This window comes from Deinococcus radiotolerans, assembly GCF_014647435.1.
GTDB lineage: Bacteria > Deinococcota > Deinococci > Deinococcales > Deinococcaceae > Deinococcus > Deinococcus radiotolerans.
Genome location: NZ_BMPE01000002.1, coordinates 139,395 through 154,940 on the forward strand (window position 1 = coordinate 139,395; position 15,546 = coordinate 154,940).

Annotated in this window: 16 protein-coding genes; 9 read left to right on the top strand and 7 right to left on the bottom strand. The window is 70.1% G+C overall.

The window, feature by feature from the left end; all coding sequences use genetic code 11:
* Positions 1 to 3: 3 nt before the first annotated feature.
* The 5 genes from IEY63_RS06585 to IEY63_RS06605 are packed head-to-tail and all read left to right on the top strand — an operon-like array spanning position 4 to position 3,975.
* A complete protein-coding gene (locus IEY63_RS06585) occupies positions 4 to 504 on the top strand; it encodes a GNAT family N-acetyltransferase (protein ID WP_229784571.1) in 501 nt (166 codons plus the stop codon).
* Positions 498 to 1,550 carry a S66 family peptidase gene (locus IEY63_RS06590; RefSeq protein ID WP_189068210.1) on the top strand — a complete coding sequence of 351 codons (1,053 nt, stop codon included), beginning with the start codon at positions 498 to 500 and terminating at the stop codon, positions 1,548 to 1,550. The genes IEY63_RS06585 and IEY63_RS06590 overlap by 7 nt, the downstream gene beginning before the upstream one ends.
* A 43-nt stretch (positions 1,551 to 1,593) precedes the next feature.
* A complete protein-coding gene (locus IEY63_RS06595; RefSeq protein ID WP_189068474.1) occupies positions 1,594 to 2,355 on the top strand; it encodes a metallophosphoesterase family protein in 762 nt (253 codons plus the stop codon).
* A gap of 6 nt (positions 2,356 to 2,361) precedes the next feature.
* Entirely contained in the window at positions 2,362 to 3,297 is a 936-nt protein-coding gene (locus IEY63_RS06600; RefSeq protein WP_189068211.1) for a DNA polymerase III delta subunit-related protein, read from the top strand.
* Between the two features lie 33 nt (positions 3,298 to 3,330).
* Positions 3,331 to 3,975: an MBL fold metallo-hydrolase gene (locus tag IEY63_RS06605; protein ID WP_189068212.1), complete on the top strand. Its 645-nt coding sequence runs from the start codon at positions 3,331 to 3,333 to the stop codon at positions 3,973 to 3,975.
* Positions 3,976 to 4,024: 49 nt separating this feature from the next.
* On the opposite strand, the gene IEY63_RS06610 is transcribed toward IEY63_RS06605, so the two are convergent.
* Positions 4,025 to 5,353, bottom strand: coding sequence for a S8 family peptidase (locus tag IEY63_RS06610; RefSeq protein WP_189068213.1), 1,329 nt, complete (start codon positions 5,351 to 5,353; stop codon positions 4,025 to 4,027).
* Positions 5,354 to 5,586: 233 nt separating this feature from the next.
* On the opposite strand from IEY63_RS06610, the gene IEY63_RS06615 reads away from it, so the two are divergent.
* On the top strand, positions 5,587 to 6,261 hold the full coding sequence (locus tag IEY63_RS06615; RefSeq protein ID WP_189068475.1) for a DUF2270 domain-containing protein: 675 nt from the start codon (positions 5,587 to 5,589) through the stop codon (positions 6,259 to 6,261).
* Between the two features lie 108 nt (positions 6,262 to 6,369).
* Here IEY63_RS06615 and IEY63_RS06620 read toward each other — a convergent pair whose 3' ends face one another.
* Genes IEY63_RS06620 through IEY63_RS06630 form a run of 3 tightly spaced genes read right to left on the bottom strand, consistent with a single transcriptional unit; the run spans position 6,370 to position 8,386 of the window.
* A complete protein-coding gene (locus IEY63_RS06620) occupies positions 6,370 to 6,729 on the bottom strand; it encodes a hypothetical protein (protein WP_189068214.1) in 360 nt (119 codons plus the stop codon).
* Positions 6,726 to 7,622 carry a hypothetical protein gene (locus tag IEY63_RS06625; RefSeq protein ID WP_189068215.1) on the bottom strand — a complete coding sequence of 299 codons (897 nt, stop codon included), beginning with the start codon at positions 7,620 to 7,622 and terminating at the stop codon, positions 6,726 to 6,728. The genes IEY63_RS06620 and IEY63_RS06625 overlap by 4 nt, the downstream gene beginning before the upstream one ends.
* Positions 7,623 to 7,681: 59 nt before the next feature.
* Entirely contained in the window at positions 7,682 to 8,386 is a 705-nt protein-coding gene (locus IEY63_RS06630; RefSeq protein ID WP_189068216.1) for a YqhA family protein, read from the bottom strand.
* Positions 8,387 to 8,468: 82 nt separating this feature from the next.
* On the opposite strand from IEY63_RS06630, the gene IEY63_RS06635 reads away from it, so the two are divergent.
* Positions 8,469 to 9,254 (top strand): APH(3') family aminoglycoside O-phosphotransferase, encoded by a 786-nt coding sequence (locus IEY63_RS06635; protein WP_229784534.1) that lies wholly within the window; start codon positions 8,469 to 8,471, stop codon positions 9,252 to 9,254.
* Between the two features lie 36 nt (positions 9,255 to 9,290).
* Here the strand turns inward: IEY63_RS06635 and IEY63_RS06640 are convergent, their stop codons facing one another.
* Positions 9,291 to 9,680, bottom strand: coding sequence for a helix-turn-helix domain-containing protein (locus IEY63_RS06640; protein ID WP_189068218.1), 390 nt, complete (start codon positions 9,678 to 9,680; stop codon positions 9,291 to 9,293).
* Between the two features lie 146 nt (positions 9,681 to 9,826).
* Here IEY63_RS06640 and IEY63_RS06645 point away from each other — a divergent pair, with 146 nt between their 5' ends.
* A complete protein-coding gene (locus tag IEY63_RS06645; RefSeq protein ID WP_189068219.1) occupies positions 9,827 to 12,049 on the top strand; it encodes an MMPL family transporter in 2,223 nt (740 codons plus the stop codon).
* Positions 12,050 to 12,126: 77 nt separating this feature from the next.
* Here the strand turns inward: IEY63_RS06645 and IEY63_RS06650 are convergent, their stop codons facing one another.
* Positions 12,127 to 12,741, bottom strand: coding sequence for a DedA family protein (locus IEY63_RS06650; RefSeq protein WP_189068220.1), 615 nt, complete (start codon positions 12,739 to 12,741; stop codon positions 12,127 to 12,129).
* A 95-nt stretch (positions 12,742 to 12,836) separates the two neighbouring features.
* Between IEY63_RS06650 and IEY63_RS06655 the strand changes: the two genes are divergently transcribed.
* Positions 12,837 to 13,487: an HAD family hydrolase gene (locus tag IEY63_RS06655; protein ID WP_189068221.1), complete on the top strand. Its 651-nt coding sequence runs from the start codon at positions 12,837 to 12,839 to the stop codon at positions 13,485 to 13,487.
* A gap of 564 nt (positions 13,488 to 14,051) precedes the next feature.
* Here IEY63_RS06655 and IEY63_RS06660 read toward each other — a convergent pair.
* Positions 14,052 to 15,455 (bottom strand): RtcB family protein, encoded by a 1,404-nt coding sequence (locus tag IEY63_RS06660; protein WP_189068222.1) that lies wholly within the window; start codon positions 15,453 to 15,455, stop codon positions 14,052 to 14,054.
* Positions 15,456 to 15,546: the final 91 nt, after the last annotated feature.

A 15,546-nucleotide genomic window follows, 5' to 3' on the forward strand; every position in this document is an offset into this window, starting at 1 on the left:
GCCGTGACGGTCCGCCGCCTGACTCCGCAGGACGCCCCGGCGTACCGCGTGGCGCGGCGGGCGGCCCTCCAGGCGGACCCGGCGGCGTTCCTGACGAACGCGCACGAGTTCGCGGCCCTGACGGACGACGCGCTGGCGGCCCGCCTCGCGCCGGACGCGGCGGGCGTCACGCTGGGCGCCTTCGTGGACGGGGAACTGCTGGGCCTGCTCACGCTGGTGCGGGACACCGCGCCGCCTCTGGCGCACCGCGTGAACGTGTACGGCGTGTCCGTCACCCCGCAGGCGCGCGGACAGGGGCTCGGCGAGGCGCTCGTGCGGGCCGGGGTGGACCTGGCGCGCTCGTGGGCGGGCGTGACGTCCCTGCACCTCGCGGTGATGGACTCGCAGGAGGCCGCGCGGCGTCTGTATGAACGCTGCGGGTTCCGCGTGTGGGGCATCCAGCCGGACGCGGTGCGCCGGGACGGGCGGGTGCACGCCGAGCACTGGATGGTGCTGGCATGCTGAGGGGTGCGGGACCGGAGCCACTGACCTTCGTGCGTCCGCCGCGGCTGGGGCCGGGCTCGCGGGTGGCGGCGCTGAGCCTGTCGAGCGGCTTTGTCACGGAGGTGATGAACCGGTACCGCGCCGGGGTGCGGCAGGTGGCGCAGGAGTTCGGGTGGGAGGTGGTGGCCGCGCCGAACGCCCTGCGCGGCCCGGCGTTCCTGGCGGCGAACCCGCAGGCCCGCGCGGACGACCTGCACTGGGCGCTTCAGGCGCCGGACATTCACGGGATGGTCAGCGTCATCGGCGGGGATGACAGCGTGCGGCTGCTGCCGTTCCTGCGTCCGGACCTGATCCGCGCGTACCCGAAGGCGCTGCTGGGCTTCAGTGATACCACCGTGACCCTGACGCAGTTCGTGCGGGCGGGCGTGATGGCATACCATGGTCCGGCCCTGCTGACCGACCTGGCCGAGAACGGCGGGATGCACCCGTTCGTGGTGCGGGGCGTGCGCCGCGCACTGATCGATCCGCCCGCACCGTTCGATCTGGCCCCCGCGCCCGGCTGGACGCAGGTCAGCCCGGACTGGTCCGACGAGGCCGCGCAGGAGCGTCCCCGGACCTTTGATGCTGGTGACGGCTGGGTGTGGGTGCAGGGCGACGCGCCCGCGCAGGGGCACCTGCTGGGCGGCTGCGCCGAGGTGCTGGACATGCTGAACGGCACGCCCGGCTGGCCCGGCCCGGACCTGTGGCGCGGCGCGGTGCTGGCCCTGGAAACCAGCGAGGACGTCCCGCTGCCCCGGCAGGTGGGCTACTGGCTGCGCAACCTCGCCGCGCAGGGCATCCTGGGCGGCTTGGCCGGGCTGCTGCTGGCCCGCCCGCGCGGGTACACGCCGGAGATGGTGGGGGACCTGTACGGCTGGGTGAGGCGCGTGCTCGCGGAGGCTGACCGTGCGGACCTGCCGGTCGTGGCGAACGTGGATTTCGGGCACACCAGCCCGCAGCTGACGCTGCCGCTGGGGGCGGCGGTCCGTCTTGATCCGCTGAGCGGCCGCGTGACGGTGTGGCCCTGAGGCGGGTCGATTCACACGACCTGCCGGGCTGGAGCGCGCTATCATCGGCGCTGTGCGGCTGCTGCTGCTGTCTGATACCCACGCGAATTACACCGCCCTGCAGGCGGTTCTGACCGACGCCGCCGCGCGCCGGTACGATCAGGTCATTCACCTGGGCGACGCCTTGGGGTACGGCCCGCACCCGCGCGAGGTGCTGGACGCGCTGCGGGACCTGGACGCCACCTGCGTGCTCGGCAATCACGACGACATGCTCCTTCAGTACGCCGATGGTCGGCGGGAGGCGAAGGACTCGATTGTCAGTCAGGCCCTCACGTGGCAGCTCAAGCGCCTCGCCGAGCGGGACGTGGCCTGGGTGCGCTCGTGGCGCGACGGCATTGATGATCCGGACGTCGGGGCGCGCTACCGGCACGGCACGCCCGTCAGCCTGGATCACTACACGGATTCCGTCCCGGCGGCCCGCGAGGCCTTCGCGCAGTGGCAGGGCCGCCTGGGCTTCGTGGGGCACACGCACATCCCGGCCGTGTACGCCACGCTGAACAGCCCGGTGGGCGACTGGGTGAAGGTGCAGACGTTCCCGGACGGCGGGAGTTACATGGTGCCGCCCAGCACGCGCGTGATCCTGAATCCCGGCAGCGTGGGGCAGCCGCGGGACGGGAACCCGAAGGCCAGTTACGCCATCTACGATTCGGCGCGCGGGTACTTCGAAGTGTTCCGCGTGGCCTACGACGTCGGGCGGGCGCAGGAGGCGGCGCTGGAGGCCGGGCTGCCGCCGGTGCTGGCCGCGCGGCTGGCCATAGGGAAGTAGGCGCGCGTGACCGCTGCCGCTGACCTGCACGGGCCGCTGCTGGAGCAGACGGGCGCCTTCCGTGGCAACGCGCTGCTGCTGACCGGCCCGGCCCGCGTGGGGAAGCTGGACGTGGCGCGCGCCGTGGCCGCGCAGCACAACTGCACCGGAGAGAGGGGAATGTACGGCGAGGCGTGCGGGCAGTGCGCGTCGTGTAGGGCGCTGGCGGCCGGCGCGCACCCGGACGTGCTGCTCGTCGAGCCGCGCGCCACCACCTCGACCGGCAAGGCCGCGCGCCGCAAGCTGATTCCCATCGGTGCGGTCCTCAGCGCGCGCGATAAGGCCCGCGAGTACGAAACGCACGTGTTCGAGTTCCTGGAGGTGCGGCCCACCTTCGCGCGGCGCGTGGTGATCGTGCAGGGCGCCGAGTACCTGGGCCCGGAAGCGGCGAACGCCCTGCTGAAACTGGTGGAGGAACCCCCGCACGGCGCGCTGTTCGTGTTCCTGGCGGAGGACCTGCGCGCCGTGCTGCCCACCATCGTGAGCCGCAGCGCCCGCCTGAACGTCACCCCGGTCAGTGACCCGGCACTGGAACGCGCCCTGCTGCGCGCCGGACAGGAGCCCGACGCGGAACTCGTGGCGTTCGCCGCCGGACGCGCCGGTGTCCTGGGTGACCCGGAGCCCGTGCGGGCCGCCCTTCAGGACGCCCGTGAACTCACGAACGCGCTGGGTGAGAGTCTGCTGGGCGCGCTGGAGGCCGCCGAGGCGCTGGAGAAACGCTTCAACCCCGCCTGGCATCCCGAGACGCTGCGCTTCACGTGGCGGGACCAGCCCCCGCACGTCCGGGCGCGTGCCGACGCCGCCCTGACCGCCCTTCAGGAGGCGTTGGAGGCGTACGCCAGTCCCAGCCTGAGCTTCCAAGTGTTCGCGCTGGCCCTGCGGGACGCGTTCGGGCACGCCTGAACCGGCTCCGGCCCCCGGCGTAGACTGCCGGGCATGAGTGCTCCTTTCACGCATGGCGCGGTGCGCCTCTGGTCGGTGCCGACCGGCCCCATCCAGGAAAACGCCATTCTGATCGCCGGGGCCCAGAACGAGGGCTTCCTGATCGATCCGGGCGATGACGCCGAGCGCCTGCTGACGCTGGTGCGTGGATCCGGCGTGACGGTCCGCGGCATCCTGCTCACGCACGCGCACTTCGATCACATCGGGGCCGTGCAGCCGCTGCGTGAGGCGCTGAACGTCCCGGTGTGGCTGCACCCGGCGGACCTGCCTCTGTACCACGCGGGCGCGCAGAGTGCCGCCCGCTGGAACCTCCCGTTCATGCAGCCTGCCGACCCCGACCACGAGATCACGCCAGGGCAGACCTTCACGGCAGGCGACCTGACCCTCACGGCGCGCTTCCTGCCCGGGCACGCGCCGGGGCACGTGGTGTTCACCGCGCCGGGCCTCGTGGTCGCCGGCGACACCCTGTTCCGGGGCGGGATTGGCCGCACGGACCTGCCGGGCGGGAACCACCCGCAGCTCCTGTCGGGCATCCGGGAGCAACTGCTGACCCTGCCGGGCGACACGGCGGTGTACCCCGGGCACGGGCCGCGCACCACCATCGCGGCGGAAGCGCAGATGAACCCCTTCCTGCAATGACGCGGGCGCCGCGCCCCGTTTAGTGGGGCGCGGCGCCGGGTGTCGGGGCTTAGAAGCCGCTGACGTTCAGGCGGCCGCCGGTGACGGTCTTGCCGCTGAGGCTGGCGGTGGGGGTGGCGCTGCTCAGCACCGCCGCGCGGATCTGGGCGGCCGTCGCGCCCGCGTGGGTGCTGGCGTACAGGGCCACGCCGCCCGTCACGTGCGGGGTGGCCATGCTGGTGCCGTTGTAGCTGCTGTACGTGTTGTACGGCACGCTGCTGGTGATGGCCACGCCGGGCGCGCCGATGTCCACGGTGGTCTTCCCGTACTGGCTGAACGAGGCCAGCGCGCCGTTCTTGTCGATGGCAGCCACAGCGATCACGCTGTCGTACCCGGCCCCGGCCTTCGTGTCGTAGTTGCTGGGGTAACTGGCGGTCGCGTCGTTGTCCGTGCCGCTGTTCCCGGCCGCCGCGATGAACAGGATGTCTGCCTTGGCGGCGCCCACGATGGAGTCCAGCAGCGCCTGCGAGAACCCGCCGCCGCCCCAGCTGTTGTTCAGCGCGACGATGTTCAGGCCGTGGCGGTTCTTGAGGTCCACGAAGTAGTTGATGGCCTTGATCGCGTCGGCGCTGTTGCCACCGCGGCGCCCCAGGAACTTCCCGCTGATGAACGTCACGTTGTGGTTCACGCCGACCACGCCGCCGTCGTTCGCGGTGCCGCCGATCGTGCCGGCCACGTGCGTGCCGTGCGCGTCCAGGCTGCCGCGCGTGCCGCCGTCATAGACGGTGTTGTCGTTGTTCGCGAAGTCCCAGCCGCGCGTGTCGTCAATGTACCCGTTGCCGTCGTTGTCCTTCCCGTCGGCCGGGTCGAAGGGGTTCAGCCACGCGTTGCCCTTGAGGTCCGGGTGGTCGAACTGGTACCCCTCGTCGATGATGCCCACGTACACGCCCTTGCTGCCGGTGTGCCCGGCGGCCCAAGCGGTCTCGGCGCCCGAGCCGAAGTTGCCTTTCATGCCCCACAGCGTGCCGTTGGTGTAGTAGCTGTCGGTGGGCAGTGCCTGGGTCTGGTACGTCCAGTTGGGTTCCGCGAAGCGCACGAGGCCGCTGGCCTGAAGCTGCTGCGCTTTGGCCAGCACGCCCTGCCCGTCGGTGATGCGGGCGCGCAGCAGCGCCGCGCCGTTCACGGTGGACAGCGTCTCGACGGACTGCACGCCCAGCGCGCTGAGGCTGGTCAGCGCCTGGCTGCTGACCCCACTCTTGAGTTGCACGAGCAGTTCCCCGTCCACGAAGGCGGGCGCGGCGGCCTGCGCGGCGTCGGGCGTGATCTGCGCGGGGGTCTGTCCGCAGGCGGCAAGGAGAACGGAAAGGGTGAGCAGGCCAAACAGACGGGTACGGTTCATGCAGCCTCCGGCGTGATGGGGCGCGGGGCCCGTCACGGTGAGTGGAACGGATGGAACGGTCTGCAAACCATAGGCCGCTGCGCAATCGGTCATTTGTGAAACGAATTCCATTACTTTCCCCGCCATCTGGGGGTAGCGCAGAGGGCAGAGCGGCTGTGGTGCAGCAGGCGGGCGGGCCAGTGGGTAGGGCAGACCCCTGATCGCCTCTGGCGCATGCAACAATGCGGGGCGTGATGCCAGGAACGGGCCTGGGGCCGGGCGCGCAGGCGCCTGCGGGCCTCACTGACGTGAGTTACAGCACCAACACGGCCAACGCCCTGATTCACCTGTACCGGGCCGAGGTCGGCAAGATGACCGCCTACCGCCAGCGGCTGGACATGACCACCAACTGGTCGGTCGTGACCACGGCGGGCCTGGCGTCCTTCGCGCTGGGTGACGTGAACAACAGCCACGCGACGTTCCTGTTCGCGATGTTCATGAACTACTTCTTCCTGCGCCTCGAAGCGCGGCGGTTCCGCACGTACGAGATCGCGCACCACCGCGTGCGGATCATGGAGCGCTTCTTCTACCCGGCCATGCTGGGCGACAAGGTCGATCCCGGCTGGCACCAGCTGCTGCTGGCTGAACTGAGTAAGCCGCGCAGCCCCATGAGCCGTTCGGACGCGCTGGGCTGGCGGCTGAACCGCAACTACCTGTGGATCTACGCGGCGGTGCTGGCCGCCTGGTTCGCCAAACTGGACCTGGGTCAGCCCAAGGGCTGGGTGCTGGAGTTCCCCGCCGCGTTCGAACTGGCCGATATCGGCAGCTTTCCCGGCTGGCTGGTGTTCACGGGCGTGGGCCTGTTCTACCTGTACCTGATTGCCCTGGCCGCCCGCGCCGCCCGCACCTACCCCCTCGAGGAAGGCTGAGCCGCGCCCGGTCAGCGGCAGAAGTGTCAGTTCAACTCAGTAGAGAGGCGGCGGCTGGGACACTGTCCCGGACCGCCGCCTGCCCACACCCGTGGCCTGCCGGGTGAATCAGCGGCGTCCGCCGTACTTGGGTGCGCCCTTGCGGACCCCGGCGTAGCGGTTGCGTTCCTTGCGGCGCTGCGCGCTGCTGCCCTGTCCGGGTTTACCGGGCGCGGCGGTCGGCGCGCGGCGGGGCGCGAAGGTGTCCAGGGTCAGGAAGCGCGCGGCCGGGATGTACAGCAGCAGCACGAACAGCAGGCTGCCCCACCACGTATTCAGGGTGTCCTTGAGGGGCGTGAGTTGCAGCAGGCCGCTCAGGAGCGTGGCGATCAGGGCGAACAGCACGACCCGCACGGTCAGTTTCAGCATCTTGCCGGCCGTGAAGCCCGGCGCGGGGTCCGGCGTGGTCAGCCAGCGCCAGAGGTTCACGCGCCGTCCTCCACGCTGTCGGCCGGACTCGGTGCGCGCGTCACGCCGCCCAGGGTCACGCGGTCCCGGAACGCGGTGAGTTCCGGGAAGTCCGTCTGCCCGTCCACGTTCAGCAGCAGCGTGGGCTTGTGCTGCCGCTCGGCAAGGCGGCTGACCGCGGTGGCGGTCGAGCCGTCCCGCGCGCCACTGACGAACAGGAAGCCCTTCACGGCGCCCTTGCCGCCCAGCAGTGACACCGCGCCGAACAGTTCACGGTCCCCGGTGGTCGCGCGGGGCTGCTCCATGCGCTCGGCGCGCTTCAGGACGTCCGCGACCGGCAGTTCGTGGCTGAACACACCGTACAGGCCCAGCTCATCCAGCGCCGCGCGCAGCGGAGTGGCGACCAGCGGCTCGCTCAGCAGGGCGCGCGGGCCGATCACGGCGACCGTCGTGCGGCTCGCGCGGGTCAGGGCGGGCTGCGCGGCGCGTGGGTCCTGCGCCATGGGCCGCACCTTCTCCAGCGCGAGCCGCACCCGCCCGGCGTTTTGCGACACCCGCAGGCCCAGCTCGGTCGCGGCGCCCTCCAGGCCGTCGGGGCCGTCGGGCACGCCAATCAGGGCCGGCAGGCCGCTGATGCGGCGCGCCAGCAGGTCGGGCAGCGCCTCACTCCAGGCGTCGCCGGTCACGGCCGGCCACTGCGGGACCAGCACGGCGTCCACGCGGCCCATCGACAGGATGCGGCCCAGTGCGAGCTGCACGCCCAGCGGTTCGTTCGGCAGGCTTTCGCGGCCCAGCGTCAGGGCCTCCGTGTCGTCCAGGGCGGGCAGGACGGGCTCTGAGCCCAGTTCCTTCAGGAACGCCGCCCAGTAGCCCGGGAGGCGCGCGGCGTGAGTTTCAAGCAGACCAACCCTCATTCTGAACAGTGTACCCGCGCCGGGCGGGGGCAGGTGTCCGCCGCCCCGCCGCCCGCGGCTCAGCCGCTGCCTTCCTCCGCCTCCACCTTGCCTTCCTGCTTGGCCTGCGTGGCCTTCTCCGCGACTTCCACGTCGTGATCATCGATGTGCCGCTGCTCGGTGTGATGTTCAAACAGTTCCTGCCGGGCGCGCAGCTTCGACTGCGGCTGCCCCAGGTCGCCGCCACTGCCGCGGTGCACCCGCTGAAAGAACACCAGCGCCCCCCCCGCCAGCGCCAGCGCACCCGCGAAGTACAGCGTGTCCAGCGGCTTGTCCCAGCGCACGAAGTGCTCCAGGAAGGTCACGCCTAGAATCACGATGATCACCGACACGACCTTCTGCTCCAGATCCGCGAGGCTCTCCACGCCCAGCGCCGAGGTCAGGTTCAGCGGCGTGATGAACAGCGAATACAGCCCCACCCCAATCAGGTAGAACACCACCGCCTTGAGCATGGTGCTCACGATCTCCAGGAACTCCACGGCCAGCCGCCCCTGCTGACTGGCGATCCCCTGCGTGAACGTGTCGTGCCACGAATCGTAGATGGTGTGCAGCGCCAGCAGCGTCCCCTGAAGGAACAGGCTGAACGACACGAGCAGCACGGCCACCACGGCGATCAGCACCACGAAGCGCGTGCGGCCGATCACTTCGCTGAACCACTCGCGCTTCGACGGTTCAGGCGTGGGGGGCCGGGGTGGGCCAGAGGGAGACCGGGTCACGCTTCCCATGATGCCGGGCGGCGCGGCGCGCGCGGACCGGGCGGAGCTTCACGCTTGCCTGAAGGTCAGGGCCGCTGCCAGACTGCCCGGCGTGACTGACGCGCCTGACCGCCCCACCCTCCCTGACGCCCTGAAACGCGTGTTGCCTGCCGCCCGCTGGGAACGCGTGAGTGGCGGCCAGAGCGGCGCGCAGGTCTGGCGATCCACCCGCTACGTGCTGAAGGTGCAGCCCCGCACCCCGCACCCGGTCAGCACCCTGCAACAGGAACGCGAGCGGCTGCGCTGGCTGGCCGGGCGCATCCCCGCGCCGCAGGTCGTGGCCTTCGAGGTCGAAGAGAACCAGGAATTCCTGGCGATGACCCGCCTGAACGGCATACCCATGAGCCACCCGGACGCGCGGCTGCACCCCGAACGGGTCGTGAACCTGCTCGCGCGCGCACTACGGGAACTGCACGCCCTGCCCCTGCGGGACTGCCCGTTCCGGCAGACGCTGGACGTCACTCTGCCGCTGGCCCGCGAGCGCGTGCAGGCCGGCCTGATCGACGGTAGCGACTTCGACGATGACCGCGCTGGCCGCAGCCCCGTCAGTGTCTTCAACGAACTGGCCCGCACCCGCCCCGCGCAGGACGACCTGGTCGTGACGCACGGGGACGCCACGCTGGACAACATCATCCTGAACGGGGAGTTTGTCGAGGGCCTCATTGACGTGGGCCGACTCGGGATTGCCGACCGACACGCCGACCTGGCCCTCGCCTGGCGCAGCGTTCGCAGTGAACTGGGCGAACGTTACGCCGGGATGTTCCTCGACCTGTACGGCCGCGCCCTCGTGGACGACTCGAAGCTCGCTTACTACCGCCTGCACGACGAACTGTTCTGAGGAGTGTGGGCCAAGAGCGTCCCACACCCGCGCCTCTTACGCTCTGACCCAGTTGCGCAGGTAGTCAGCCACCAGTTCGCTGACGTTCACGCCGTCGCGAGTGGCTTTCTCGATCTGCGCGGCTTTCTCCTCGCGGGTGAGGGGCAGCCACAGGGCCACATACTCCTGGCCGCCTTCCTGCTTGAATTCCCCACCCAGCTCATCCCGCTGCACGAATCCAGTCTTGTCCATGTTTTCCTCCGTACCGGCCTGCATCAGCCAGTGGATCACGCGGGCTTTCAGGAAACGCCACTCCCGGCCCACCTTGCGGCCCGGGATCTCACCGCTCCGCACCAAGGCGTACGCGGTGGTCTCGCTGACCTTCAGGTAGGCGGCCAGTTCCTCCAGGGTCAGGACCTCATCCGTAGGGGTCGCTCCTTCGTTCATACCGGCACCTCCTGTCAGGTGGGGTTATCTTGCTCTATCTAATGCTTAGTGTCAAGAGATAGTGTCAGATGATACCGCTTGGTCGCAGGTGAACTTCGTCGGCCCGCCCCCCGTCCACCTGACCGGCCCATGCTCTACTCAGGCGCATGCGCACCCTCGGCCGACTCGTCTCCCGGCACCCCTGGGCGGTGCTGCTCGCGTGGCTCCTCGCCGCCGCCCTGAGCCTCCCCTTCGCCGCGCGCGCCCCCGCCGCCCTCACCGCCGACCCCGCCGGAGGCCTGAAGGACTCCGAGGCCACCCGCGTCACCGACCTGCTGCGCGACCGCTTCGGGGAACGCGACACGAACACCGTCGTCCTCGTCACCCGCAGCACCCCGCCCCTGGGCACCCCACAGGGCGACGCCACCTACCAGCGCTTCCTGAACGGCTTGGAGGACGTGCCCGGTGTCACCCGCGTCACCGCCGCGCAGGGCGGCGGCCCCTACCGCACCCGCTCCGAGGACGGCACCCTGGCCCTGACCCTCGCGCAGATTCCGCTGCTCGACGGCGCAAGCGAGACCCTGCGCCGCGTGCGTGCCTACACCGGCCGCACCGAGAGCGCCGCGCTGGACATCCGCGTGACCGGCGGGCAGGCCATTGCCGACGACTTCACCCACTTCGCCGAGAGCGACACCAAACGCAGCGAACTCGTCGCCCTGCCCCTGATCGGAGCGCTGCTGCTCATCGTGTTCGGCGCGCTCGTCGCCACCGGCCTCCCGCTGGCCGTCGGGATGCTCAGCATCAGCGTCGCCATGGCTGCCCTGTACGGCCTGACGCACGTCATGGACGTCAGCACCTTCGCGCAGAGCGTCATCACCATGCTCGGCTTGGGCGCCGGCATCGACTACGCCCTGCTGATGGTCAACCGCTTCCGGGAAGAGTTAAACCGCACGCCTGACTCCCGCCGCGCTGCCGAACGCACCGTGCAGACCGCCGGACGCAGCGTTGCCTTCAGCGGCCTGACCGTCGCCATCGCCATGGCCGGCCTGATCCTCCCGCCCATTGCGTTCGTGCGGTCCATCGGGATCGGCGGGGTGCTGGCCGTGCTGCTGACGGTCCTCGCCAGCCTCACCGCGCTCCCGGCCCTGCTGGCGCTGCTGGGTGACCGCGTAAACCACCCGCGCTTCACCCGCCTGAGCTGGGCGCAGAGCGGTGCGGCGTCCGGCGCGTGGACGACCTTCGCGCGGCGCGTCACCGCCCGCCCCTGGATCGCCGTGCTGACCAGCACCGCCTTCCTGCTGCTGCTCGCCTCACCCGCCCTGAACATCCGCACCGGGTACGCCGGGGCGTGGGGCCTCACGCCCGGCGTGGAAAGCCGCGACACCCTGAAAGATGTCGAGGCACTCGGCGCAGGTGGCCTCCTCAGCCAGTTCGAGGTGATCCTCGACCTGAAAGGCCAGCGTTACACCCCAGAGGGCCGCGCGACATTCCAGGCGCTCGTAACGGACCTGCGGGCCCTGCCCGGCGTGAAGGGCGTCCTCAGCCCCTTCCTGACCCCCAGCGATCTGGCGGGCACGGATGGGGGCAGCACCGACCAGCTCGCGGCACTCAGCGCCCTCACCACCCGCTCCTTCAGCCGCGACCGCACCCTGCTGCGCGTCACCGTCATCCCCGACCGGACCCTCCCAGCCCGCGACATTCCCGCTTTTGAGCGGCAGATCCGGGACACCATCCAGGCCAGCGGCTACGCCTACCTGCTCGGCGGCGCACCCGTCGGCGGCGAAGAATTCAGCCGCGCCATCACCAACTCACTGCCCACCGTCGTCCTCGCCGTCTTCGCGGGCACGTTCCTGCTGCTGATGGTCGCGTTCCGCAGCCTCCTGATCCCCCTCAAGAGCATCCTCATGAACGGCCTGACCGTCGGGGCCGCCATCGGCCTCGTTACCCTGATCGTGCAGGAAGGCGTCCTGGCCGCGCCCCTCGGCATACCCGGCGACGTCGGCGTGCTCGACGCCAGCCTACCAGTGCTGCTGTTCGCCGTGATGTTCGGCCTCAGTATGGACTACGAGATCTTCCTGCTGTCCCGCGTGCAGGAGGAATACCTCGCCGGGCACCCCAACGACGAAGCCGTCGTCCGCGCCGTCGGGCACACCGCCCGCATCATCACCTCGGCCGCCATCATCATGTTCATCGTCTTCAGCGCGTTCATCTTCGGTCGCGTCGTCGCCAGCAAGAGCATCGGCCTGGGCCTCGCCATCGCCGTCGCCCTCGACGCCACCCTCGTCCGCCTCGTTCTCGTGCCCGCCTTCCTCAAACTCGCCGGGAAGTGGAACTGGTGGCTCCCCGCCTGGCTCGACAAGCGCCTGCCGCACATCCGCCTCGAACACTGAACAGGGGTCGTGTGGAGTGGGAACACAAGAGAGGAGGGGCGACCGCATGTGCAGGTCGCCCCTCCTTCTACCCGCGCTTACGTCTCGGCGTGCTCCTGCTCGCGCTTGCGACGAATGAACCACGCTGCGGCCGCCACCACCAGCACCCCCAGAATGATCTTGCTCGCCGGACCCACGTACTCCTCTACCCGGTCGTAATGCTCACCCAGCAGGAACCCCGCCCCCGCCAGCACCGACGCCCACAACGCCGACCCGATCGCGCTGAACAGCAGGAACTTCGGCATCGGCATCTCACTCATGCCCGCCGGCAGACTCAGCAGACTCCGGATCCCCGGCACCATCCGCCCGAACAGCACCGCCTTCGACCCATGCCGGTCAAACCAGTCATCCGCCTTCTTGATGTCCTTCCCGCTCAGCGTCAACCACTTCCCGTGCTTATCCGCCCACGCCACCAGCCGGTCCTCACCGAACGCCCGCCCCACGTAATACAGCGGCAGCGTCCCAATCACACTCCCCAGCGTCCCCATCAGGATCACCAGCACCAGATTCAAATCCCCACGCGACGCCGCGAACCCCGCCGACGGCATGATCAACTCACTCGGAATCGGCGGAAACACGTTCTCCAACACCATCAACAGCAGGATCCCCACATACCCCATGCTGTCCATCAAACTCTGCACCCACTCGGCCATACCCCCGAGCCTACCGGGCCCCCCACAGCGCAAGCGTCCACCCAAAGTGAAGCCCACTTCACGCACACCCCAAACCCCACCCCTACACTCAGCGCATGACCATCCACGCCGTAATCTTCGACTTCGACGGCACCATCCTCGACACCGAAACCCCAGAATTCACCCACTGGCAAGCCCTCTACCGCAGCCACAACCGTGAACTAAACCTCCAAGACTGGCAACGCGGCATCGGCACCTGGGACGCCTTCGACCCCTGGCTCGGCCTCCCCGACAGCGTCCAGCAGGACCGCCACGCCACCCACGAGCGCCTGCGCACCGACATCCACCAAGCCATCGAACACAGCGACCTGCGCCCCGGCGTCCGCGCCGTCCTCGACGCCATCCGACCCGCCGGGCTGCGCCTCGCCCTCGCCACCAGCAGCGACCGCGCCTGGGTCACCCGCTGGCTCCAACAGCACAGCCTGTACGACCACTTCGAAACGCTCGCCACCCGCGACGACGTCACCCGCGTCAAACCCGACCCCGAGCTCTACACCCTCGCCGTCCACACCCTCGGTCTCAAACCCCACGAGTGCCTCGCCGTCGAAGACAGCCTCAACGGCGCCACCGCCGCCGCCGCCGCCGGACTCCACGTCGTCGTCGTCCCCAACGACGTCACCCGCACCCAGCCGTTCCTGCCCGAATGGGGCCGCGTGGACGGGTACGAAGGGGGGCTGGAAGCCCTGCTGGCGACCGTTCGGGACTGACGCATCGGGGGTGCGCCTGGCGGCGGGCGGCCCCACCCCCCAGCCCCCTACCCCAGAGAGGCAGGGGGAGCAGGCGTTGGCACTGGGCAAGAGTTTTGACTGGCGCGGCGTGTTTGTATCGGGCGCCGACGTGTCTGGCTTCGACGCCATCCTCCGCCCCCCACGTTGGCCCGCGCGCTGCGCGCACGACGGCCGGTGGTGGTCTGCGTTCGGTGGCAGGGCAACCTGAAGCGATCTGCTGATCGACTTTCAAAAGACCGCTGTTGCAGAAGCTGAAAAAAGTAGAACCTTCCGGCACGCATCCAGTTGTGTGGCCCCAAAGCCGTCGTGGCAGCCGAGCCCGTCGTGCGCGCAGCGCGCGGGGCGCCCGCCGCGACCCCAGAGGCATGCAGCCCCATCAGTGGCCGTCCCCGCCGCATGCCCGCTGACCACCTCAGCGAAATACCTGCCCAGTGCAACGTAAGCCCCCCCTGCCCCTCTGGGGGAGGGGGCTGGGGGGTGGGGCAGCCCGCCGCAGGCGCCCACATTCCGTTCAATTTCTGATTGAAATAGCCGATCAGTCCGTCAGATGTCCTCACTCCCGGTGTCCATGCGGACCACGCGCGGCTGGAAGCTGGCGATGACGTTCACGAGGTCGTCCTGGCGGGCGATGACGTCCTGAATGCGTTTGTAGGCCTGGGGGGCTTCGTCGATGCCGCCGCCGATGAGGGTGACGCCGCGGGTGGTGAGGTACGCCTGGACGTCTTTCTTGTTGAGGCTGCCGATGGCGGCTTTGCGGCCGAGTTGGCGGCCGGCGCCGTGGCTGGCGCTGGCGAGGGCGCCGGGGTGGCCGAGGCCGCGGATGACGTAGCCGGGGTCGGCCATGCTGCCGGGGATGAGGCCGAGTTGGCCCTGGGCGGCTGGGGTGGCGCCTTTGCGGTGCACGATGAGTTCCTGATCGCCGACCTGTTGTTTCCAGGCGAGGTTGTGGCTGTTGCTGACCTGCACGAGGGGGGTGACGTTCAGGGCGCGGGCGAGGCGGGCGTGGATGAGGTCGTGGTTGGCGAGGGCGTAGCGGCCGGCGAGGGTCATGGCCTGCCAGTACGCCTGTCCGTCCTCGTGGTCGAGGGGGAGCCACGCGAGTTTTTTCGCTTCGGGGGCGAGGGTGGGGTGGTGGCGTTCGGCGAGGGCGGTGAAGTGCCCGGCGACCTGCGCGCCGAAGCCGCGGCTGCCGCTGTGGGAGAGGACGGCGAGGTACTCGCCGGGGTCCAGGCCGAGGTCGGCGTGGGGGAAGGTGAGGGTGCCGAATTCGACGAAGTGGTTGCCGCTGCCGCTCGTGCCGATCTGCGTGGCGGCCTTGTCGAACAGGTGGCGGAGGATGGGCTGGTCGCGCCAGGTGTCTTCGTGGAGGACGTCGTGGTCCTGGCGGTCGCGTTTGTCGAAGGCGACGCCCGCGCCGAAGCGGGTGTGCTTGAGCAGGAGGGTGGTGGCCTCGTCGGTGCGCAGCGCGTTCGCCTGGATGGGGAGGACGGAGAGCATCATGGAGCAGCCGATGTCCACGCCGACGCCGTAGGGGATGACAGCATTCTCGGTGGCGAGGACACCGCCGATGGGGAGGCCGTAGCCGACGTGCGCGTCGGGCATGAGGGCTCCGGCGCGGCTGATGGGGAGGCGCATGGCGACGTCCATCTGGCGGTGCGCGCCGGGGTCGATCAGGTCTGCGCCCCAGGTGGGGTAGGGGAGGGGCTGGGCGCGCAGTTCGCTGCCTTTGCGGGCGTCGAGGATGGCCTGCTGCGCGAGGAGTTCGGCGGCGAGTGGGGCGTACACGCCGCCCGCGGCGTACGCGGCGGGGCTCTGCTGCACGGCGCGCAGTTCGCTGAGGATGTCGTCGCGGCTCAGGCCGGCGGTTTCACGGGTGGCGGCGGCGGTCTGGGCGAGGGCGATGGCTTTCTTTTCCAGGCCGAGTTTCACGAGGTGTTTGCCGTTCATGGGGTCTCTCTCTTCAGGGGGGTGGGGAGGCGACTGAGCCTCGGGCGGTGGGTGTCCGGTCGCCGGGATTGCCGTCTGGGGCGTCGGGCGT